Annotated in this window: 18 protein-coding genes; 5 read left to right on the forward strand and 13 right to left on the reverse strand. The window is 61.4% G+C overall.

Going from position 1 to position 21,027, the window contains the following annotated elements; all coding sequences use genetic code 11:
* Positions 1-501: 501 nt before the first annotated feature.
* Positions 502-678 (reverse strand): hypothetical protein, encoded by a 177-nt coding sequence (locus CCANI_RS08610; RefSeq protein WP_290210920.1) that lies wholly within the window; start codon positions 676-678, stop codon positions 502-504.
* Positions 679-925: 247 nt separating this feature from the next.
* Between CCANI_RS08610 and CCANI_RS08615 the strand changes: the two genes are divergently transcribed.
* Positions 926-1,624, forward strand: a complete 699-nt coding sequence (locus CCANI_RS08615) for a YaaA family protein (RefSeq protein ID WP_146323778.1) — start codon at positions 926-928, stop codon at positions 1,622-1,624.
* Here CCANI_RS08615 and CCANI_RS08620 read toward each other — a convergent pair.
* The 10 genes from CCANI_RS08620 to mqo all read right to left on the reverse strand — a co-directional run bounded on the left by CCANI_RS08620 (position 1,584) and on the right by mqo (position 13,287).
* Positions 1,584-2,387 carry a formate/nitrite transporter family protein gene (locus CCANI_RS08620; protein WP_146323779.1) on the reverse strand — a complete coding sequence of 268 codons (804 nt, stop codon included), beginning with the start codon at positions 2,385-2,387 and terminating at the stop codon, positions 1,584-1,586. The two genes, CCANI_RS08615 and CCANI_RS08620, sit on opposite strands and share 41 nt — an antisense overlap.
* Positions 2,388-2,403: 16 nt before the next feature.
* Positions 2,404-3,135 carry a uroporphyrinogen-III C-methyltransferase gene (cobA, locus tag CCANI_RS08625; protein WP_146323780.1) on the reverse strand — a complete coding sequence of 244 codons (732 nt, stop codon included), beginning with the start codon at positions 3,133-3,135 and terminating at the stop codon, positions 2,404-2,406.
* A 57-nt stretch (positions 3,136-3,192) separates the two neighbouring features.
* The gene (locus CCANI_RS08630; RefSeq protein ID WP_146323781.1) at positions 3,193-4,545 is read right to left on the reverse strand and encodes a cobyrinic acid a,c-diamide synthase CobB; all 1,353 of its coding nucleotides are present in this window, start codon (positions 4,543-4,545) and stop codon (positions 3,193-3,195) included.
* Positions 4,539-5,159, reverse strand: coding sequence for a cob(I)yrinic acid a,c-diamide adenosyltransferase (gene cobO, locus CCANI_RS08635; protein ID WP_146323782.1), 621 nt, complete (start codon positions 5,157-5,159; stop codon positions 4,539-4,541). Before cobO ends, CCANI_RS08630 begins: the two co-directional genes overlap by 7 nt.
* 64 nt (positions 5,160-5,223) lie before the next feature.
* Entirely contained in the window at positions 5,224-6,960 is a 1,737-nt protein-coding gene (locus CCANI_RS08640; RefSeq protein ID WP_146323783.1) for an ABC transporter ATP-binding protein, read from the reverse strand.
* Positions 6,957-8,732, reverse strand: a complete 1,776-nt coding sequence (locus CCANI_RS08645) for an ABC transporter ATP-binding protein (RefSeq protein WP_146323784.1) — start codon at positions 8,730-8,732, stop codon at positions 6,957-6,959. The genes CCANI_RS08640 and CCANI_RS08645 overlap by 4 nt, the downstream gene beginning before the upstream one ends.
* 286 nt (positions 8,733-9,018) lie before the next feature.
* Complete coding sequence (locus CCANI_RS08650) at positions 9,019-9,912, reverse strand: VOC family protein (RefSeq protein ID WP_146323785.1); 894 nt, start codon at positions 9,910-9,912, stop codon at positions 9,019-9,021.
* A gap of 23 nt (positions 9,913-9,935) precedes the next feature.
* Entirely contained in the window at positions 9,936-10,682 is a 747-nt protein-coding gene (locus CCANI_RS08655; RefSeq protein WP_146323808.1) for a vWA domain-containing protein, read from the reverse strand.
* A gap of 19 nt (positions 10,683-10,701) precedes the next feature.
* Positions 10,702-11,781, reverse strand: coding sequence for a magnesium chelatase ATPase subunit I (locus tag CCANI_RS08660; RefSeq protein ID WP_146323786.1), 1,080 nt, complete (start codon positions 11,779-11,781; stop codon positions 10,702-10,704).
* Positions 11,782-11,784: 3 nt separating this feature from the next.
* The gene (gene mqo, locus CCANI_RS08665; protein WP_146323787.1) at positions 11,785-13,287 is read right to left on the reverse strand and encodes a malate dehydrogenase (quinone); all 1,503 of its coding nucleotides are present in this window, start codon (positions 13,285-13,287) and stop codon (positions 11,785-11,787) included.
* Between the two features lie 523 nt (positions 13,288-13,810).
* On the opposite strand from mqo, the gene CCANI_RS08670 reads away from it, so the two are divergent.
* From CCANI_RS08670 to CCANI_RS08685, 4 genes are read left to right on the forward strand one after another with little or no spacing between them, the layout of a single operon-like run.
* Positions 13,811-14,836 carry an alpha/beta hydrolase gene (locus CCANI_RS08670; RefSeq protein ID WP_146323788.1) on the forward strand — a complete coding sequence of 342 codons (1,026 nt, stop codon included), beginning with the start codon at positions 13,811-13,813 and terminating at the stop codon, positions 14,834-14,836.
* Between the two features lie 29 nt (positions 14,837-14,865).
* Complete coding sequence (gene mtr / locus CCANI_RS08675) at positions 14,866-16,230, forward strand: mycothione reductase (protein ID WP_146323789.1); 1,365 nt, start codon at positions 14,866-14,868, stop codon at positions 16,228-16,230.
* A gap of 16 nt (positions 16,231-16,246) precedes the next feature.
* The gene (locus tag CCANI_RS08680) at positions 16,247-17,605 is read left to right on the forward strand and encodes an MFS transporter (protein ID WP_146323790.1); all 1,359 of its coding nucleotides are present in this window, start codon (positions 16,247-16,249) and stop codon (positions 17,603-17,605) included.
* 13 nt (positions 17,606-17,618) lie between these two features.
* On the forward strand, positions 17,619-18,398 hold the full coding sequence (locus CCANI_RS08685) for a hypothetical protein (RefSeq protein WP_146323791.1): 780 nt from the start codon (positions 17,619-17,621) through the stop codon (positions 18,396-18,398).
* Here the strand turns inward: CCANI_RS08685 and CCANI_RS08690 are convergent.
* Together CCANI_RS08690 and map are read right to left on the reverse strand one after the other, a co-directional pair.
* On the reverse strand, positions 18,395-19,831 hold the full coding sequence (locus tag CCANI_RS08690; protein ID WP_146323792.1) for a cobyric acid synthase: 1,437 nt from the start codon (positions 19,829-19,831) through the stop codon (positions 18,395-18,397). The two genes, CCANI_RS08685 and CCANI_RS08690, sit on opposite strands and share 4 nt — an antisense overlap.
* Positions 19,832-20,716, reverse strand: a complete 885-nt coding sequence (gene map, locus CCANI_RS08695) for a type I methionyl aminopeptidase (protein WP_146323809.1) — start codon at positions 20,714-20,716, stop codon at positions 19,832-19,834.
* Positions 20,717-21,027: the final 311 nt, after the last annotated feature.

Genomic DNA, 21,027 nt, shown 5'->3' on the forward strand with positions numbered 1-21,027 from the left:
GCAAAGCACTCGCCGATGCAAACTCAAATGTACCACGTAGATATTATTAGCGACGCCGTCAAGTTATCGTAGTCGGTAGTGGCAGTTTTGCTGTTGAATCGACGGAGTGAAGGACGCTAAACTAATTTCAAATCGAATAGGGTGCCGGGTTTCCCGGCAGCTCCCTCGCTCCACCGGACGTGCGGTTCGATGACAATTTGAACTCTTAATTGTTATCACGGATATAAAACAAATAAAACAAAAAGGCGTGACCTATTAATCACTCCATTGTTAACGGTATCGGGAGTTTATTCACGGTACTTATTTGGGCGAACAAGCACGCCCCAAAAACTGCGCCGGGCGAGTGGTTGGTGCGGGCCATCGGTAACGGGCTCTTGGAAAACACTGGAAACGACATCGGTTGTACACCGCCGGAGTCCGCACCAAACAACCCCTGTACGATCTGCCCTGCCGCGCAGGATCTGCCTTGCCGCGCGGGATCTGCCTTGCTTTCGGGCCGGATTATCCTGGGGAAACGCGGCCACGCAGGATCTGCCTCAGGCACATCTGCACACGACTGACAGCAAATGTGCAGCGGGTGGGTAATTGGGAAGCGTTTTCTCGCCGGGTGAGTTGATCAAACGGCTGACGGCGGCCTTTTTCAAGCGTGTGCAGCCCGGCGACGATGCCATCCACCACCAAAAGCTCCATTATGTTTGGCGGCACACCACAACACCGGCGGGATTCTTGTCCACCCAAATAAGGCCCGCGAATAAACCCCCAGCGCCAGCAATCGTCATCACAATTGCTTGTGGTTTCTTCTTCCCCACGCCGTCCTACCTGCCCGTCCCTTCCCCGCCCAGCACCAACAAACACGTGCGCGCTACATCTACAAGACGGAACCCATCCCCGGCACGGGCCAATATAGGGACTATGGTGTACTACCATGTTGATTGTTCTTCCGCCGTCCGAAACGAAGGCCGCTGGCGGCACGCACCCCGCGCTTGATTTGAGCGAGTTGAGCTTCCCAGAATTGAATCCGGTCCGGGAGTCTTTGATCTCGGAGCTGGAGTCGCTGGACATCGATACCGCCATGGCCACGTTAAAGCTCGGACCGAAATTGCGTTCGGAGGCGGAGGCGAATCTTGAATTGCGGTCCGCCCCCACGTGCCCGGCGTTATTGCGATACACGGGCGTGCTGTTTGATGCGCTGGACGCACCGACTTTACCGGAGGCTGCGTGGGGAAGGCTGGCCGTGGGTTCGGCGTTGTTTGGACTTGTGATGGCCGATGATTTGATCCCCCGCTATCGGCTGTCCGGATCCAGCAGGCTAAGCGGCACGATGAAGTCGTATTGGGGCGACGCCATCACGAAAGTGTTAGCGGCACAAGAACAGCTCGTTGTGGATTTGCGCAGTGGCGCCTACCAGCAGCTGGGCCCCTGCAAGGAGGCCATCACCGTGCGGGTGGAAACCAAGGAGGGCAAGGTGGTCAGCCACTGGAACAAGCACTATAAGGGGGAGCTAGCCCGCGTGCTTGCCCAGGCGGACCGGCAACCGACCACCATCGAGGAAGTCGCCGAGGCTTCCGGAATGGACGTTCGAATTACGTCGCCGACTTCGCTGACGCTTGTAGTTGCGCGGTAGGTGCGGCAAGCAGCAGCGGCACGGCAATGAACAGCGCCCCGCCGATACCATTGCCTAGGAATACCCAGAGTTGATTCCACAGCGCATTGCCTAGGGTCACGCCTTCCGCGCCTTGCATGAGCGCGGCGGAAAGCAGGGTCATATTTGCCACCACGTGTTCGGTTCCGGAGGCGACGAAGGCGGCCACGCACCAGCCGATCACGAGCACTTTGGCGGCGGCATTGTCAGTGGCGGCGGCTCCCCATACGGCCAAGCATACGAAAATATTGCAGAGCACACCCAGCAACAACAGTTCGATTGCGGTGTGATGAACCTTGTGGTGCGCGGCCACCGCGAGATAGTCGCCGACGGGCGTGCCGGGCCGCACCATGCCCGAACCGACGATGACTCCCGCCAGCACGACGCTGCCGAGGAGATTGCCCAGGTACATAAACGCAATCCCGCGCAGGGCCGCTGACCAGGTGATTGTGCGCCGCCACAGCCCGATGGGGAACACCATCATTGCGGAGGTGAGCAGCTGCACCCCGCTGAATACCACGAGGACCAAACCCACCCCGAACACGCTGCCCGCGATTAACGACGCCGCGGGATGGCCCGCCGCCTTCAGTGGCCCACCGGCGGTCAGCATGAAGAGCACCCCCAATCCTACGAACGCACCTGCGATGGCAGAGGAGGCAAGGAATCCGCCAAAATGTTTCATGCCCGCCACGCGGGTTTGCGCGGAGCGGGCTTGGTAGTCAAGGTTTTCGGAAAGATTCAGCACAACCACCAATTATGGCCTATGGGATTGCCTCGAGTGCAGCTACGTCGCCGATGATATATACGGCGGGGGGCGCGACGTCGTTAATCGCCATGGTGTTGGCGAGGGTGCCCAGCGTGCAGCGGAACGCGCGTTGGGTTTCCGTGGTGCCTTCCTGAATCACGGCGGCGGGGGTATCGGGGCTGCGGCCGGCGTCGATAAGCGTGTTGATGATGGCGGGCGCGTTTTTCACACCCATGATAACCACTAGCGTTCCGCCAGTATGTGCGAGTGCCTCCCAATTGTTGAGGGAGGCGGGATGTCCGGGCGGGACGTGGCCGGAGATGACAGTGAACGAATGCACAAGGCCGCGTTGGGTGACCGGGATGCCAACCGCACCTGGGACGGCGATGGCGCTGCTCACGCCGGGGATTACCGCGCAGGGGATACCGGCCTCGGCGCAGGCTTGGAACTCTTCGAATCCACGTCCGAATACATAGCAATCGCCGCCCTTGAGCCGAACGACGCGCTTACCGGCGCGCGCATGTTCGATCATCAGCTCGTTGATTTTTTCTTGGGCCATTTGGCGGCCGTAGGGCAGCTTGGAGGCGTCGATAACTTCCTTGCCTTCGAGGTCGCACAGACGATCGAGTTCGCTGGTGGGGCCGAGATGGTCCGCCAGAATGACGTCGGCGTCCTGCAGGGCGCGCATGCCACGGACGGTGATAAGGTCCCAGGCGCCGGGACCTCCCCCGACAAGAGTTACGTTCATAGCCGTATAGTGTAGACCCCTGAAAAAGGGGTGCCACAATCCGGCGCTGAGCTGCCGTTACCGCCCATTCGCGTGGTCGACGGCGCACTGCACAAAACGCTGCACCGCCTGCGGGGCCGAGGCCGGGTGGATATGCAAATAGGAGGCAAACACAGTGCCCGAAACAAAACCCTCGATGCGGGCCTTGCCATCCCAACCGCGCCACCCCCAGGCGGATTCCCACCCGGGAACGCTCTGGCTGGTCAACGCCGTGTGATGGAACTCATGTCCGGTGATGCGCTCGCCCGCGCGAAACAGCACGGAATCCGATACCGCCACCGCGTCCCGGTAGCCCAAGGACAGCCGCCTGCCCATCGCCGCATGGGTGCCAATCACACCCAGCATCGGGTGCGCATCCAAGCTATCGAGCAGCCACAATAAACCCGCGCATTCGCCGTACACCGGTTTGCCTTGCGCGATGTGCTCCCGCACCGCGGCTTGCAAATCCGTGCGGGCCGAAAGCGCCTCCACATGCTCCTCGGGGAAGCCGCCGGGGATCAGCAGGGCGTCGCATTCCGGGAAGGGATCGTGCAAAGGATCGAAACGCAGCACCTGTGCGCCGCAGGCCCGCAGCAGCTCTTCGTGTTCCGCATACAAGAACGTAAACACCGGTCCGGCGGCGATGGCCACGCGCGCCGAACCCACCCAGGCGACCGCGCGCTGCGGGTCCCACGCCGGGCCTTGGTAGCTGCAATCCGCCAGCGCGATGATCGCATCTAAATCGCAATGCTCTGCCACGAGATCGGCCATACGTTCTACCGCCTCAACGGCCGCGCCACCGTGCTCCGCGGCAGTAACCAAACCAAGGTGCCGGGACGGAACCTCCACCTTTTCCATGCGCGGCACGATCCCCACCACGGGGATCCCGGCCGCCTCCACGGCATCTTTGCACACCTGCGCGTGGCGCTCACTGCCCGCCTGGTTCAGGATCACCCCGGAAATCCGCACGTCAGATCGGTTGGTGGCAAACCCACGGACCAGTGCGCCCACCGATTGGCTCATGCCGCGAACATCCACAATCAGAATCACCGGCATGCCTAGCGCTGCCGCCACGTCGGCGGTTGACCCGGCCCCGTCGTTGATGCGGCCGTCGAAAAGCCCCATGACGCCCTCCACGACGCCGATTTCCGCGCCCGAACAACCGTGCGCATACAGCGGGCCGATCGCCGCGGTGCCGCACATCACCGCATCCAGGTTACGGCCCTGCCTGCGCGCCGCCAGCGTGTGATAGCCGGGATCAATATAGTCCGGGCCGACCTTAAACGGCGCCACCCGCATCCGGCGAGCAAGCGCGGCGATCAGCCCAGTGGCGATGGTCGTCTTCCCCATGCCCGAACCCGTCGCGGCGATGCACACCCCGGGGGCTACCACTCGATGCCCTTCTGGCCTTTGCGCCCAACGTCCATGGGGTGCTTGATCTTGGTCATTTCCGTGACAAGGTCGGCGACCTCGATAAGCTTCGGGTCGGCGTCCCGGCCAGTGATCACCACGTGCTGGCGGCCCGGGCGGGTGCGCAGGCTTTCGACCACATCGTCGATATCCACCCAGCCCCACTTTATGGGGTATGTGAACTCGTCCAGCACATAGAAATCGTGTTCCTCAGCCAGCAGGCGGCGCTTCACCTCCGCCCAGCCGTCGGCAGCGTCGCGGGCGTGGTCTTCGTCGCTGCCCTGCTTTTTGGTCCAGGACCAGCCCTCCCCCATCTTGTGCCATTGCACCGGGCCGCCTTCGCCCGTTTGTTCGTGCAATTCGCCGAGGCGGCGGAATACGGATTCCTCCCCCACCTTCCACTTTGCGGACTTTACAAATTGGAACACACCAACGTTCATGCCCTGATTCCAGGCGCGCATGGCCATCCCAAACGCCGCCGTCGATTTCCCCTTTCCGGGGCCGGTGTGCACGGCGGTAATGGGCAGCAGGCGGCGTTGGCGAGTGGTAAGGCCATCGTCGGGAATATTGGCCGGATCGACTTTGCCCTGGGGCATGCGGATGACTCCTTGGGTGAGAAATATGTTCGGCTTTCACTCTAAGTCATCCGCACACCAACGCCTAAGATTCCGTGACCCTCCAAGCAGCCCCGGCGGCTTGCGCCTCCAAGAATTCCGCATAGGTGCCGCTGCGCTGACGCAACTCCTCGTGGGAACCGCGGTCCTCCACGCGCCCGTCGCTGCCCAGCACCACAATCTGATCCGCGCGGGTGACCGTGGAAAGCCGGTGCGCGATCATCACCACCGTCCTGCCCTGGGCCAGCTCGGCGATAGCGCGGGTGACGGCCGCTTCATTGGCACCATCCAGGGAAGATGTCACCTCATCAAGCAGCAAGATCGGGGCATCCTTGAGGAATGCACGTGCGATTGCCACGCGTTGCCGCTCGCCGCCGGAAAGGTTACGCCCGCCCTCGCCGACCGTGGTGAGCAGGCCCTGCGGCAGCCGCTCCACCACCTCCGTGAGCCGCGCCTTGCGGATCGCTTGAGCAACCTCTTCATCGGTGGCGTCGGGCTTGCCCAGCCGCACGTTATCCTCAATCGTGGAGTCGAACAGGTATACGTCTTGCATGACCATCGAGATTTGCTTCATAAGCTCCGCGCTTTGCATATCGCGCACATCCACGCCGCCGATAGTAACGCTGCCCGAATCCACATCCCAGAACCTGGCAATCAGCCGCAATAGCGTGGTTTTGCCACAGCCGGAAGGCCCGACCAGCGCCGTTACCGAACGCTCCGGAATGCGGATGTCGACGCCGCGTAATACCGGATTGCCGGGGGTGTAACCGAACTCCACCTCCCGCACGTCAATCGCACTGGATTGCGGTTGCTTGGCGGCGTCTTCCGCGACCTCCGGCAGGGTCTCCGCAAACAGCACCGCCTCGATCTTGCGCAGCGATTCCACATCGGCCGTAAACTCCGCCTTATACATGGGGATAAACGCCGCGGGCCGGTAAATCACAGTCAGCAATAGCACGGTGGTAAAGAACGTCGGGGCGTCGATATCGCCCGCACGCCACAGCAAGGCGGCCACGATCAAACCGATAATGATGGTGATCATGGTGAGCAGGCCGAAGGCCGCCACGGGCTTGGATTTCACCTCCATCGTATGTTCGGTCGCATGCAGGTCCGCCTCGAGGGCGTCGTTCACACGATCGAGCCCCTTATCGCCGCTGGCCGCGCGCAGCACCGGCTGCAAGCGGGCAAATTCGATCACCCGATTGGCCAATGCCTCCGAGGAATCGCGCTCGCCACCGGCGGTGCGGGCGGTGCCCCGATCGACCTTTTGATCGAGCACCCACAGCAGCGGCATGGCCGCAAACAAAACCAGCGCGACCCGCCACTCGATGGCCAACATGCCCACGCTCACCGCGACCGGAATGACCACGCATTGCACCAGGTTTGGCAAAACCACCGAGGCGATATGGGAAATATCGTCGCAGCAGCTCACGGCGGCATTATTCACACGCGCGGGCGCCTTGGCATCAAACCAACCCAGCGGCAGATGAATCACCTTTTCGCCGATGCGGCGCTGCACCACGGACATGTCACGGCAGCACACCACGAGCGATTGCCAGCCAATGGGGATCGCAATCAACGACACCACCGCGAGCACCAAAATCACCACAAACCAGGTGAACGCACCCGCAAAATCGCCCGCAAAAAGCGTCTGCAAAAGCGGATACACCAGCAATAATGCCAGCGATTCGATCAAGGACACCGCGAGGTACCAGGCCCCAAGCTTTGGTAGATCATTACGCGTACCCAGGATTTTGGTGTACAGCTGCAGGAATTGTTTCATTGTTGGGCCTCCCAAAGCTCGTAATAGGTGCCGCGTTGCGCCAGCAATTCGTCGTGGGTTCCTTGCTCAACCACACGCCCGCCATCGAAAACCACGATGTTATCCACGCCCACGATCGAAGACAGCCTGTGGGCGATCACGATCACCGTGCGATCCGCCGCCAACTTGGACAGCGCCTTTTGAATCTCACGCTCTGAATGCGGGTCCGCATAGGCCGTGGCCTCATCCAACAACACGATCGGCGCATTGCGCAGCATGGCCCGCGCCAAGGTCATGCGTTGCTGCTCGCCACCGGAAAGCTGCACGCCTGCGGTGCCCACCGCGGCGTCGTAACCCCCGGGTAATTTCATGATGCGATCGTGGATTTGCGCGCCCTGAGCAGCGGCAATGACCTCCTCGCGGGTGGCATCCGGATGACCAAGGCTAATATTCGCCGCCACCGTATCCTGTATCAACGCCACATCCTGATCGACGATGGCCAGCTGACCAAGCAATTGGTCCTCCGCGAGATCGCGGATATCCACCCCGCCGATGGTGATGGATCCGGAATCGACATCCATAAACCGCGCGATCAGCCTGGTCAGCGTAGTCTTGCCCGAACCCGAAGGGCCGACGATCGCCGTAACGGAACCCGCCGGAAACGATACGGAAACATCCCGCAACACCGGATGGCTCGGCACATAGCTAAACGAAACATTGTTTACCTCCACGCCTAGGTCCCCCGGCGGCATCGACTTTGGGTTCGAAGCGGCCGGCAGCGGCTCCACCGCCATCAAGGCACGGATGCGCGTCATCGCCTCCAGGCCGGTGGTAACAAAGCGCACCAAGCCGACGGCGCTCAGCACCCCGGACGGCAGGCCCAAACCAACCATAAGGAACGGGATCAAAATCATCGGCGGCGCGTCAGTATAGGTGATAATCAGCCAGCCGATACCGAACACAGGAAGCAACATGCCCACCGGCCCGACAAACGCACTGATCACGTTTTGGCCGCGGCCCGTGCCGTCCATCCACCGCTTCGTGGTATCCGCGAGCTCCGTCAACGCGCTATCGAAATGCCGCATCAATTGATTCGTGCCGCCGAAATTTTTCACGGTGGCGATGCCCTCGGTCATTTCCACAAGCAAGTGCGATAACCGCGCCTGTGTGCCCATCCATTCCTCGGTGATGTGCTTATTGTCCTTGTCCATTGCAAGCACGCCGATAGCCACCACGAGCACCAAAAAGAGCAACAGCCCGAGGGTGTATAGCCAATCATAAAACAGCAGGTAAACAATGCTAATTACGGGCAAAGCCAGGGCCGTAACCAAATCCACGGGCGCGTGCGCAACAAGCGTATGCACGGCGGCGACATCGTCACGGACAAGCTTTTTTACCGAACCGCTGCTGTTATTGTCGTACCAGCCCAACGGCACTTCCGAAAGTTTCTTTGCCACCTGTTTGCGCAATTCGCACCGGAACTTTGCCTCCACGCGATGGCAATAACCCGTCGCCCACATAATGATCAAGTGGCCGATCACTAGCCCCAAACCGCCGACCACAACCCACCACAGCAGGTAATCTCCATCGACGGTTCCCTCGGCAGCGTACTTCATGGCCACCTGTGCGATCGCCACACTTGGCGCGAAACGCAGCGCGGTGGCAAACACGGTAAGAATGACAATGGCGATGATCTGCCCACGAATGGGCCGCATCAGCTGAAACAGATCCCGCATACCGCCCGTTTGTTGTTGCTTTTCGGTGTCGGTGCGATCCACCGCAACCTCGGCCATAGTCCTCGCTCCCTTCACAACAATCGATATCACTTTCGAGAACACCGCAGCGGCCCCACGAACGCGTCCGCCCCCGCAACCAGGGCGCGCCACGACCGAGCTTTTCGACAGCCGTTGGACCGCGATCCAGTGCGCAATGGTGAACCCTATTCAGTGTTAGCCATGCCTATGCTACTCTGGGTCTTCGTGAGTTCCTAGGATCCCGCCAGTTCCCCCAGCACTATTAGGGTGTAGGGGCACCCCCCAAATCCCCCTCCCGGACACCCCGTCTGGGCGGGAGCGAGTTTTAGAACTTGTCGATGATGAGCTTTTTCATCTGCATCATGTTCGTAAAGGCCCCGGGCTTTTCCAGCAGCTGGTGATATTGGGCTGGGGCGATCTGCCAGCTGACGCCGAATTCATCAATCAACCAGCCGCACTGCTCCGCCTCTGGGACCGCGGACAATTGCTCCCAGGCCGCATCGATTTCCTCTTGAGTCTCGCACAGCAACATCAGCGACATTCCGGGAGTAAACGTGAACTCCGTTTCCGCACCGGAATCCATTGCGGTAAACCATTGGCCGCACAGCTGGAAATCGGCGAATAGTACCGACCCTTCTTCGGCGGGGCCTGTGGCCTCGGCCCACGGCACCAAGGTACCCATTTGGGAATCCGGAAACACGCGCAAATATGTTTCGATCGCCCGTTGTGCCTGGTTTTGGGCTGGCCCACCAAACAGGAAGCTAGGGATCACAAATGGGCGGGGTTCACCCTGCGGGTTCGTAAGCATCAATTGCCAGCTAACACCGTACGGGTCTTCCACCCACGCATACAGCGGACTGAACGCATATTCCCCTAGCGGCATCAGCTCCGTGGCCCCGGCCTGCATGAACGTTTTCCAGGCGTGCCGCAGCTGCTCCTCGGCAGCCGGCGAATTGGCGGGATCGAAATTCAACATCAGGTTCAGCGCCGGTGTGGGCCGATACGTATCACCGGCATTGATCAGCGCAAATTTAAACCCTGCGATATCCAGTTCGGTGACCACCGGTTCGCCCGCAAAGGATTCCTGGAATTCGGGGAGGCCGGTGGTCGGGTAATGCAGCGTATTGATCACACTCGTGTTCGGCAACGCCGCGCAATATAGTTCGGCGGCGGCGGCATTCGTACGATTGCACCACGCATGGGGAACGATTCGTTGCATTATCTTTCCTTTCCACGGCAACGCTAGATCGCGTTGATCACTCCGGCGACGGACTCCGCATTGATCTCGTCCAACTCAATGCAGATGCCTTCGAGCCTACGTGCGAGATCCTTGGCAAGGCCAAGCTGGATGCGCCCGCCGCGCTCGCAATTGATCACCAAGCTGCCCGCCAACCTGCGGGAAGCGATGGCCGCCGCAGCCCGCGCCACGCCTTCCATGCCGGAGGCGCCGGTGGCGCGACCGTCGGAAAGCACCACGAGGAGGGCACGTCGGCCGGCGTCTTTGCGGGCCTCGCGTTCGATGAGTTCGTGCGCCATGAGCAGGCCTTCGCCGAGTGGGGTGCGGCCCCCGATCGGGAGGTCATGAAAGCGACGCACCGCCACCTCAATCGAACCGGTGGGCGGTAATACCAACGTGGGTTCGGAGCCGCGCACGGTAATCACCGCCACCTTATCGCGGCGCTGGTACGCGTCCTGCAACATCGACAGCACCGCCCCCGTCACGGCGGCTAGGCGATCCCGCGCCGCCATCGAGCCGGAAGCATCGACCACAAAGACGATGAGGTTGGATTCCATGCCGCGGCGCAGCGAACCGCGCAAATCCTGCGGCCGGAAATCGATCATGCCACGGACAACGCTGGCGCCGCGATCCGCCGCGGCAAGCAACGTCCCGATCGGATGAATGCCACGCCCGCCTTGAATGGCTCGAACGTCTGCACCATGGGTTGAATACGCTTTCGAGCGGCGACCGGGGCTGCCGTTGTCCCCGATCCCCTGCCTGCGCAAGAGCCTAGGGGCGAAACTGAGCGCCAGTATCGGCGCTACCTACCTCTCCGTCCTGGGTCGGCTCATCCTCCGGCTCATCCTCGGGCTGCTCCTCGGGCTGCTCCGGCTCTGACGGCTGCTCCGGCTCGGGCTGATCGACGTCCTCCGGCTCCGGGTGCTCATCGCGCGCTTGTTCCATTGCCTCGTCGAGCCGCTCCTCATCCAAGCCGGGCTCGTCGAAAGGATTGCGGCGGCGGCGATGCGGCAGCGCGAGCGTTGCGGCGACGCGGATATCCTCGTCATCCACCTCGGTGGAACCGCGCCACGCGGCATGGGCCATGGCGGTGCGGGCGATCACTAGGTCCGCGCGCATCCCGTCCACATCGAACGAGGCGCACAAATGAGCGATTCGCGCGAGGTTGGTCTCGCTCAAAACAACCTGCGGCAGCAGGTCCTTGGCCCGCCGGATGCTCGCCGCGATCTGGGCATCATCCGCGGCCCAGCGCTCAGCGAACCCGGCCGGGTCTGCCTCAAACGCCAGCCGCCGGCGCATGATTTCCGAGCGGACCTCAACATCGCGGGAAGCGGCCACATCCACGGCCAAACCGAAGCGGTCCAACAGCTGTGGGCGCAGCTCCCCCTCCTCCGGATTCATGGTGCCTACCAGCACAAATGAGGCGGGGCTGGTGTGGGAAATGCCGTCGCGCTCCACCGTGACGCGGCCGGTGGCGGCGGCGTCCAGCAGGGCGTCTACGAGGTGGTCCGCCAGCAGGTTCACCTCATCCACATAAAGCACCCCGCCGTCGGCCTGGGCCAATAAGCCGGGACGATACTCGGCGCGGCCGGTGGTAAACACGGTTTCCATATCGAGGGAACCGACCACGCGGTCTTCCGTGGCGCCGATGGGCAGATTCACCAGCGGGGCACCATCGAGCAAAGCTGCGAATGCGCGCACCGTTGTAGTCTTGGCGGTGCCTTTTTCTCCACGCACAACAACACCCCCGATCCTGGGAGCGATTGCGGTAAGGATCAGGGACAACCGAAGTTGATCCTGACCCACTACGGCGGTAAATGGATAGCCAGGCGCGGGGGCGTTGTGGGACAAGTGTTAGACCTCCAGATCGAGTGTCCTTTGAGTGTACTCCCACATCTCGTTGTACAGCTTCTGATCGGTGGAAAGCTTGATGCCGTAGGACGGAATCAGCTCCTTCAGCTTCGGGCCCCATTCCACCATCCGCTGACCGAAACAACGTTCCAGCAGCTCAACCATGGCGGCCGGGGCGATGGAAGCACCCGGGGAGGCGCCCAGGATACCGGCGATCGTGCCCTCGGAATTGTTGATCAATGCGGTGCCGAACTCCAGCGAACCGAAGCGCGGGCCGACGATAGGCTTGATCACCTGCACGCGTTGGCCGGCGGTGACCAGCTCCCAATCCTCCGGCCGCGCAGCCGGCATGTATTCGCGCAAGGATTCGATGCGCGCCTGTTGGTCCTTCAGCAGCTCCGTGATCAGGTACTTGGTCAAACCCAGCTCCTGGAAACCGACCGCGATCATGGACATAAAGTTGGTGGGCCGCAGCGACTTCGGCAGATCGAACCAAGACCCGCGCTTTAAGAACTTCGGGGTCCAGCCCGCATACGGGCCAAAAAGCAACCCCGTTTTCCCGTCGATCACGCGGGTATCCAGGTGCGGCACCGACATCGGCGGAGCCCCCACGGAAGCCTTGCCGTACACCTTGGCGTGATGCTGCTTGATAATCTCCTCGTTCGTACAGCGCAGCCACTGGCCAGACACTGGGAAACCACCGAAGCCGCGGATCTCCGGGATCCGGGCCTTTTGCAGCAACGGCAACGCCATACCGCCCGCGCCAACAAAGACGAAATTCGCTCGAATCACCGAAAGATCGCCAGTGTGTACGTTTTTCACCTTAAGCTTCCAGCCGTCCCCATCGGCCGCAATGTCCTTCACCTCATGGCCGTAACGCACGGTGGTGCCGGCGCGTTTCGCGGCGTCGATAAACTGCCTTGCCATCGCGCCATAGTTAATGTCCGTGCCCGCGTCCGTCCAGGAAATCGCCAGCTTTTCCCTATCAAAGTCGCGCCCCTCCGCCATCAGCGGCAGCATCTTCGCAAACTCTGTCGGATCGTCGGTGAACTTCATGTTCGGGAACAGCGGGTGCGGGGCCAGCGCCTCAAACCGCTTCTTCAGATACGCAACCTGCTCCTCGCCCTGGCCAAAGGAAACGTGCGGGACAGCATTGATAAACTCGCGCGGATCGGTCAACACACCCGCTTCCCGCTGATGCGCCCAAAACTGGCGCGACACCTGGAACTTCTCGTTCACGTTAATGGCGTTTGCGGTCTTAATCTTGCCGTTGACCTCAGGCGTGTAGTTCAGCTCGCAAAGGGCAGAGTGACCGGTTCCTGCGTTGTTCCACGGGGAGGAGGACTCCTCTGCCGGGCCATCAAGCCGCTCAACCATGACCTGGCTCCACCCCGGTTCCAGTTCACGCAGCATTGCACCCAGCGTCGCGCTCATGATGCCAGCACCGATGAGGGCAACGTCTACCTCATCGGTCACCGGGATTGTAGAAACCTTGGAATCTGACACTGCTTTCAACTTCCTTCAATGACTGTGCGTTCGCTTCCGAGACCTTAGAACACCTGGCGACAGCGGCACCCAATTCCGCGGGCCGGATTACCGGAAAACACGCCAAATAGGAATGCCACTACAGATACTGAAAGGCACCAACAGGCCACCCACCTGGCAGCGGGTACCGGGTAAGGCGGCCGTGTTTGCAATAACTCTACGCTGATTGGCTTGGGGGTAGGCAAAAATTACAGGGTTACAGCATAACTACACAACAAACTCCCAGCTCTCCCCCGCCATAACCGGCCGCGCCCCACGTGATAAGCAGCGACTTTAGGGAGTAACTCACGAAACTCACCGCACATTTCAAATTCATAACCACCACCCCCGGTTGGGTGATTACAGTTAGTGTTTTTCGCTCATTCCCAGCGCGTTAACATAAAGATGCGCATTATTGCGCTGGGGTTTCTTTTGCGTTGTTTAGAAACACACTATTGCGCCACGCGTGCGGAACAATCCGCGGGAAGAAACGTACGATAGACGCATGAAGGAACTGCCGCTCGCCCCGGACTGGACCACCGACATTCTGGGTTCGGATTACCAGCGGCGCACGTTCGCCCTAGGCCCCGACCCGGACGGCGAGGGCACCGTGATAGCCACGCTCGTGCGCCGGCGCGGCCCCGCGACCAGCGACCCGAATGCACCCGCCATGGTGTTTGTGCACGGCATGAGCGATTACTTTTTCCACACCCACGTGGCCGAGTTTTTTACCGCGGCGGGGTGGGCGGTCTACGGTGTTGACCTGCGCAAATGCGGGCGTTCCTGGCGCGAGGGGCAGCGCTGGCACCACACTTCGGAGCTGAAGTTTTACTTCGCCGACCTGACCGCCGTGTTTGATTACGTGCGTAGCCACCACCCCACCGTGGTTTGGAACGGGCATTCGACAGGCGGGCTGACATTAGCACTGTGGTTCGACTACCTGCGGCGGCGCGATCCGGCGCGGCATGCGGATATCGCCGGCGCCGTGCTCAATAGCCCGTGGCTCGAACTCATGTACGCGCGGCCCAAGGTGCACATCGGCACGCTGCTCTATAACGTGCTGGGCAAGATCCGGCCCGCGAAACAGCTTGCCATAGACCCGCTCGGCTCCTATGGAAAGTCCCTGCACACCAGCGAATATGGCGATTGGGATTACAACGTCGCCTATAAACCTTTCGGCGGCCAGCCGAAAAACTACGCGTGGTTGCGCACCATTTTGCTGAATCAACGCAGCATTCACCGGGGCGACATTGAGTGCGAACTCCCGCTTTTAGTGCTGTGCTCCACCGAGACCTGGCTGCGCCCCGAATTTTCCGAACGTGTGCACAGTGCCGACGGCGTCCTCGACGTGCATCAAATCCGCCGTTGGGCGCGCACACTCTCGCCCGATGTCACCATCGCACCCATCCCCGGCGCACGGCACGACGTGTACCTGTCGCGCCCCGAACCGCTCGCCACCGCCCTCGAAACCACCCTGAGGTGGGCGTCTTCGCTTATCGACGCCCCACCCTCCCGCCCCGACCAGAAATAACCCACCGCCCGCGCACGTTAAGGTTAAGTATGAAGCATTACGATCTCATCATTATTGGCACCGGTTCCGGTAACTCCATTCCCGGACCTGAGTTCGATGACCAATCCATCGCCATCGTGGAAAAAGGCACCTTTGGCGGCACCTGCCTCAATGTGGGCTGCATTCCCACCAAAATGTTCGTCTATGCGGCGGATGTTGCCACCGAAATCCGCGAGGCCGCCAAATACAATCTTTCCGCCTCGCTCACCGGTGTGGATTGGCCCGCCATTGTAGATCGTGTGTTTGCCCAACGGATCGACCCCATCGCGGCCGGCGGCGAAGCCTACCGGCGAGGCGAGGAAACGCCGAACATTGACGTCTACGCCGAGCATGCGCGGTTCGTCGATAAGCGCACCCTACAGGTCGGCGAGGAAACAATCAGCGGCGAGCGCATCGTCATCGCCACCGGGGCGCGGCCTTCCGTACTGCCCGTCATCGCCGAGTCCGGGGTCGATTACTACACCAATGAAAACATCCTGCGGCTGCCCGCGCTGCCGAAGACCATGATTATCCAAGGCGGCGGCTTTATCGCCGTGGAATTCGCCCACATTTTCGCCTCGCTGGGCGTGCAGGTGACCATCACGAACCGCAGCCCCATCCTGCTGCGCAAAGCCGATGAAACCATCTCCCAACGGTTCACCGAAATCGCCGCCGAACAATGGAACCTGAAACTCGGGCGCACCGTCACCGCCGCAACCCAAGACGCGCGAGGCGTCACCCTCACGCTGGATAACGGTGAACAACTCACCGGCGAAATCCTGCTCGTGGCCACCGGGCGCACCCCGAACGGTGACCAAATGGACCTTGCACGCGGCGGCATCGAAATGGATGGCGAACGCATCAAGGTGGACGAATACGGCCGCACCACCGCCGCAGGCGTCTGGGCGCTCGGCGACGTTTCCTCCCCCTACCAGCTCAAACACGTGGCCAATGCCGAGATGCGGGCGGTGCGACACAACCTCCTCCACGGCGACGACCTACGGCCGATGCCCCACGAACACGTGCCCGCCGCCGTGTTCACGCACCCGCAGATCGCCAGCGTGGGCATGACCGAAGCGGAGGCGAAACAGGCCGGGCTGGATGTGACCATCAAGATTCAAAACTACGGCGATACCGCCTACGGGTGGGCCATGGAAGACACGACCGGTTTTGCCAAACTCATCGCGGATCGCAAGACCGGGCGACTCCTGGGCGCGCACTACCTCGGCCCCCAAGCGTCCAGCCTGATCCAACAGCTCATTACCGTAATGGCGTTCGATCTCGACGTCCGCGAGGTGGCCCGGAACCAGTACTGGATCCACCCCGCGCTGCCGGAAGTCACCGAAAACGCGCTCCTCGGGCTGGACTTCGACTAGCCCATAGGAGGCAAGGTTGATTCTGCCCGCTTCCGCCGCACGTTCTCGGCCGGGGATTTTCTCCCCGACGTACCGATTGACCACCACCGGGCTGCTCACCGCGATCATGGCGTGCGCCTTCGACCAAACGGCCGTCACCGCGGTCATGCCACATATCGCGCAGGAGCTCGGGGACGCGGATGCGTATTCGTTGACGTTTGTGGCGGCGCTCGCGGCGTCGATAATCGGCATGGTGGCCTCGGGGCTCGCGACTGATCGGTTCGGCGCCCGCCTTTCGTTCATAGTTTCGGCCGCAACGCTGGTGCTCGGGCTGCTCGTTTCGGTGGTCGCGCCGGATATGCCGGTATTTCTAATATCGCGCGCAATTCAAGGGCTGGGCACAGGTGGGCTTGTCGTCGCGATATATGCGGTCATTGCGCAGGCATATCCAGCTGCATTGCGCCCCGCCGTTTTCGCCGCTTTTGCCGGGGCCTGGGTAATACCGTCGCTGGTCGGCCCCGGTTTGGCGGGATTGCTCACCGTTGTGTTTTCGTGGCATGCGGTGTTTTTGTTCGCGCTGATCGCGGTCATCGCCTCGATAATTTTGCTGGCTAAAGCGCTGGTGTCATTGCCGCAACCCGAACCCGTGGTAAACCCGCGCAATTTCACCACCCTATTGACCGCAATCGTACTGGCCGGCGCCGCCACGGGAATGAGCCTGTCCTCGCAGGCGCAACAGAATTGGGCGCCCTTATATATCATTGTCTCGCTCGCGATCGCGCTGCTTGCATTGCGCACACTGACTCCCCCGGGAACGCTGAAAGTTCGCCGCGGAGTTCCCCGCTTGGTAGCCACCCGCGGTTTTGTGGACATGTTCTTTGCCGCAGAAATGTACCTGCCGCTGGTGCTGGCGCAGCGCTATCACCTAGGCCCGTCGCTGACCGGCACCGCGCTCACCATCAGCGGCGTGTTTTGGTTCCTGGGTTCGCAATATCAATCGCGCTACGGTGCGGGCATCCCCACGCCGCTGGTGTTCCGCATCGGCTGCTCCTTCATGCTGATAGGCACGCTGTGGGTAGGGGTGGTGGCGCTGCTCGCCGGGCATTGGACGGTGGTGGTGCTCGGCTGGGCCCTCACCGCAATCGGCATGGGGTTCGTATATCCGCGCATGTCTTCGAAGCCATTGGAGCTTTGCGCCCCGCAAGATACCGGCTTTACCGGCTCCGCGTTGCAGGTAACGGGCACCATCGGAACAACGTTGATGCTATCGCTGTGTTCGCTCATACAGGTGTTTGCCAGTGCCGCCTTATTACCGAGCGTATTCGTGATGATCTCGGCTGCCGCGCTACCCTTGCTGGTATGGTGGCGTCCCGTAGTTCCTGAACCAAGAGAGTAGGTCCGCATCGGAAATGCTTCGAGTTCCTACGGCTACGGCGAGTCTCGGCACGGCCGTGGCGATATTATTGGCAACCCTGGGCAACGAATTCACAAGGTCCAGTTGGCTTTACTCAGTTCTCGCAGCGCTTGGCGTGGTTTTAGGCGCCGGTTCGGCGTTGGCACAGCTGCGAAAAGGGCGCGCGCTCAACGTGTTTGAGGGGTTGGCGGCGCTCGGCGGGGTGACCATCCTTGCCGTCGGATCGATCACCGGTATAGCCCGGCTGACGTATCTGGATCAACTGTCCGTGGCGGCATTGGTGGGCACATTGTATGGCATGCCGCTCGCGGCGATCGCGTGTTTTGTGGGCGGGCTCGGCCAGTTTCCCGCCTCGTGGCGCTCGAACATTCTTCCGTGTGTGGCGGGGCCTGCCGCGACCGGTTACCTTGCTATCGGCGAAGATACCCTCACCGTACGGCTCGTCGTCATCGCGATTTCCCTAGCTACCACCGTTGCGTGCATATTTACGATTATTCGAATACGCAACGCAGCACGCTCCCCCGCCTCCCGCTTAGCGACGGCCGCGTGCCTCATCCTCGCACCCACCATGCTGTACGCAGTGTACGCGGCAGCGATCCCAGCGGCACAATTATCTTGGGCCGCCCCTCCAGCATTGCTCGCCTGGGCGTATATCGCGGCGGCGCTATGCGCCACCATCGCCGGGTTCGTGTACCGCAAACCCGCTAGTCCGCCGGAGTCCGCTAGCCCGCCGGAGTCCGCTAATCCGCCGGGGTCCGCCGCCGCCGCGACCTAAGGTTCGATCAATCCGGCGATAAAGGCGTCCAAATCCCAGTGCGCCTCCAAGGCATCCGCGATCAGGTCGAGCTGGCGGTCGCGCTCACCGTGGAATGAGGTATCGGGGCTAAGCACAAACCCGGTCTTATTGCAGGCTTGTGCCACCCAGCGGAGGAATTCCCGGCGGGTCTCATCGTGCTCCAAGTGCCCGTGGCGGTGGGTGCCCCGGAACATGCCTTTGGCTGCGCCTTCGTCCCCGATCCACGGGGTTTCGCTGGTGCGGGCAACCCGCCCGTGGTGCACCTCGTAGGCACCGTGTTCGTGCCGGATTAAAGTTTTCGAAGGATCGAACACAATATCGGTGTCAAAGATGCCGATTCCCGGCACGGGTTCGGCCGAACCGGATTCCACGGGGTCCATGATGGTGCGGCACAGCATTTGATAGCCGCCGCAGATGCCGAGGGTGGGTGCGGTGCGGGCCGCCACGGCCTCGAAAAGCCCGGTGGTGCGCAACCATTGCAGGTCAGAGACGGTTGCCTTGGATCCCGGCAGCACCACAAGGTCGGCCTCCGCGACGGCGTCGGGATCGATGGTCCAGGTGACGGAAACGCCGGGCTCGCACGCTAGGGCTTCGACGTCAGTAGCGTTGGACACGCGCGGCAGGCGGATCGCGGCGACTCGAAGACGCTGGCTGCCAATCGCAACTGTGTGCGGGCCAATGGTGGAGCCGATATGGGATTGCAGGGAATCCTCGGCATCCACCCACAGGCCATAAAGATACGGCAACACCGCCACCGTTGGAACGCCAGTTCGCTCTTCAAGGGCGGCGAGACCGGGGTCGAGGATGCTTTGATCGCCGCGGAATTTATTGATCACAAAGCCTTTGATCCGCGCCCGGTCCGCCTCCGACACGATCTGATGCGTCCCGAACAAATGCGCGAGCACGCCGCCGCGATCGATATCGCCGACCACGTACACCGGCAGATCGCACGCCTCGGCCAGCCCGAAGTTGGCCACGTCCGTTTCACGCAGGTTAATCTCCGCGGGCGAACCCGCGCCCTCGCACACGACCAGCTGAAATCGGGACTCCAAATCCCGCAAACACGCCGCCGCAACCTCTCGCAAGTGCGTGCGATGCTCGATATAGGAACGCGCGCTGACCTGCCCTTCCGCACGCCCACGGACCACCAATTGAGAAGTACGGTCGGAACCTGGCTTCAATAGGATCGGGTTAAAATCCACGCTCGGCTCCAGCCCGCACGCCGCCGCCTGCAGGGCTTGGGCACGCCCGATTTCGCCACCATCCGGGCATACCGCGGAATTATTGGACATGTTTTGCGCCTTAAACGGCGCCACCCGAATCCCGCGCCGGGTCAGCGCGCGGCACAGCCCCGCAACAATCACCGATTTGCCGGCGTCCGAGGTGGTGCCGGCGATAAGCACAGCCGCCATTTAGATATCTTCGTCCGGTAGCGTCAGGATCTCATTCCCGCTCTCCGTAATCACGATCGTGTGTTCGAATTGAGCGGTAAATTTCCCGTCCTTATTCACCACGGTCCAGCCGTCATCCCAAATTTCGTACGGCAAATCACCAAGGTTAATCATCGGCTCGATGGTCAGCGTCATGCCGGGTTCGAGCAGGTCATTATACACATTATTGTCGTAGTGCAGCACCACTAGCCCATTGTGAAAGGTCGGCCCCACGCCGTGCCCGGTGAAATCGCGCACCACCTGGTAGCCAAAACGCTTGGCATAAGATTCGATCACGCGTCCAATTACATTGAGCTCGCGCCCCGGCTTGGCCGCGCGGATCGCGCGCAGCGTGGCCTCCTTGGTTCGCTCCACCAGCAGCCGATGTTCCTCGCTCACCTCGCCCGCGAGAAAGGTGGCGTTGGTGTCGCCGTGCACACCGTTTTTAAAGGCGGTGACGTCGATATTTACGATGTCTCCGTCCTGGATCACGGTGCTATCCGGAATGCCGTGGCACACCACTTCATTGAGCGAGGTGCAGCAGCTTTTCGGGAACCCGCGGTAGCCCAGCGTCGAGGGATACGCGCCATGATCGCACATATATTCGTGAGCGATCCGGTCCAGCTCATCCGTGGTCACGCCCGGGGCCACGGCCCGCCCCGCCACCACCAAAGCATTCGCCGCAATCCGAGAAGCTTCGCGCATAGCTTCGATTGTTTCGGGGGTTTGGATCACCGGTTCCCCCATCGCCTCGCGCACCGTGTCTTTCCACACGTATTCGGGGCGAACAATATGCTTGGGCACGGTGCGAATTGGGGTGGGTGTTCCGGGGGTGACGCGGGCGCGAGTTTTAGACATGACCACCATCGTACTCACCCGCTTTCCGCACTCCGTTACGAATACCGTGCAGCCGCCGCAGACGACCGCTCGCCGCCGTGGCACGTGGGTTTTATCACGCGACCCGCAGGGGATTTTTGCCCCCGTTTGTGCTATTACCCTGCGGAAAGGTCTGATTTTTCCAGCGCTTCCGCGCGCGCCCATGCGGTGCCCGCGCCGCCGTTGAACGATTGTGCACAAGCAGTGCCGCACCAAGCAGGGAATTCCGCCCCGCGCCCCGCGCATTCCATGGCCGCTTTTCGACGCCCCGCCCCACACCGTTCAGACATATTTACGCGTGC

This window comes from Corynebacterium canis, from assembly GCF_030408595.1.
GTDB classification, from domain to species: Bacteria; Actinomycetota; Actinomycetes; order Mycobacteriales; family Mycobacteriaceae; genus Corynebacterium; species Corynebacterium canis.

Bases quoted from the DNA above. Each gene is read 5' to 3' on its own strand.
- CCANI_RS08615 (WP_146323778.1), top strand. From the start codon at position 926: ATGTTGATTGTTCTTCCGCCGTCCGAAACGAAGGCCGCTGGCGGCACG.
- cobA (WP_146323780.1), bottom strand. From the start codon at position 3,135: ATGAACGTAACTCTTGTCGGGGGAGGTCCCGGCGCCTGGGACCTTATC.
- cobO (WP_146323782.1), bottom strand. From the start codon at position 5,159: ATGCCCCAGGGCAAAGTCGATCCGGCCAATATTCCCGACGATGGCCTT.
- CCANI_RS08640 (WP_146323783.1), bottom strand. From the start codon at position 6,960: ATGAAACAATTCCTGCAGCTGTACACCAAAATCCTGGGTACGCGTAAT.
- CCANI_RS08645 (WP_146323784.1), bottom strand. From the start codon at position 8,732: ATGGCCGAGGTTGCGGTGGATCGCACCGACACCGAAAAGCAACAACAA.
- CCANI_RS08650 (WP_146323785.1), bottom strand. From the start codon at position 9,912: ATGCAACGAATCGTTCCCCATGCGTGGTGCAATCGTACGAATGCCGCC.
- CCANI_RS08670 (WP_146323788.1), top strand. From the start codon at position 13,811: ATGAAGGAACTGCCGCTCGCCCCGGACTGGACCACCGACATTCTGGGT.
- mtr (WP_146323789.1), top strand. From the start codon at position 14,866: ATGAAGCATTACGATCTCATCATTATTGGCACCGGTTCCGGTAACTCC.
- CCANI_RS08685 (WP_146323791.1), top strand. From the start codon at position 17,619: ATGCTTCGAGTTCCTACGGCTACGGCGAGTCTCGGCACGGCCGTGGCG.
- CCANI_RS08690 (WP_146323792.1), bottom strand. From the start codon at position 19,831: ATGGCGGCTGTGCTTATCGCCGGCACCACCTCGGACGCCGGCAAATCG.
- map (WP_146323809.1), bottom strand. From the start codon at position 20,716: ATGGTGGTCATGTCTAAAACTCGCGCCCGCGTCACCCCCGGAACACCC.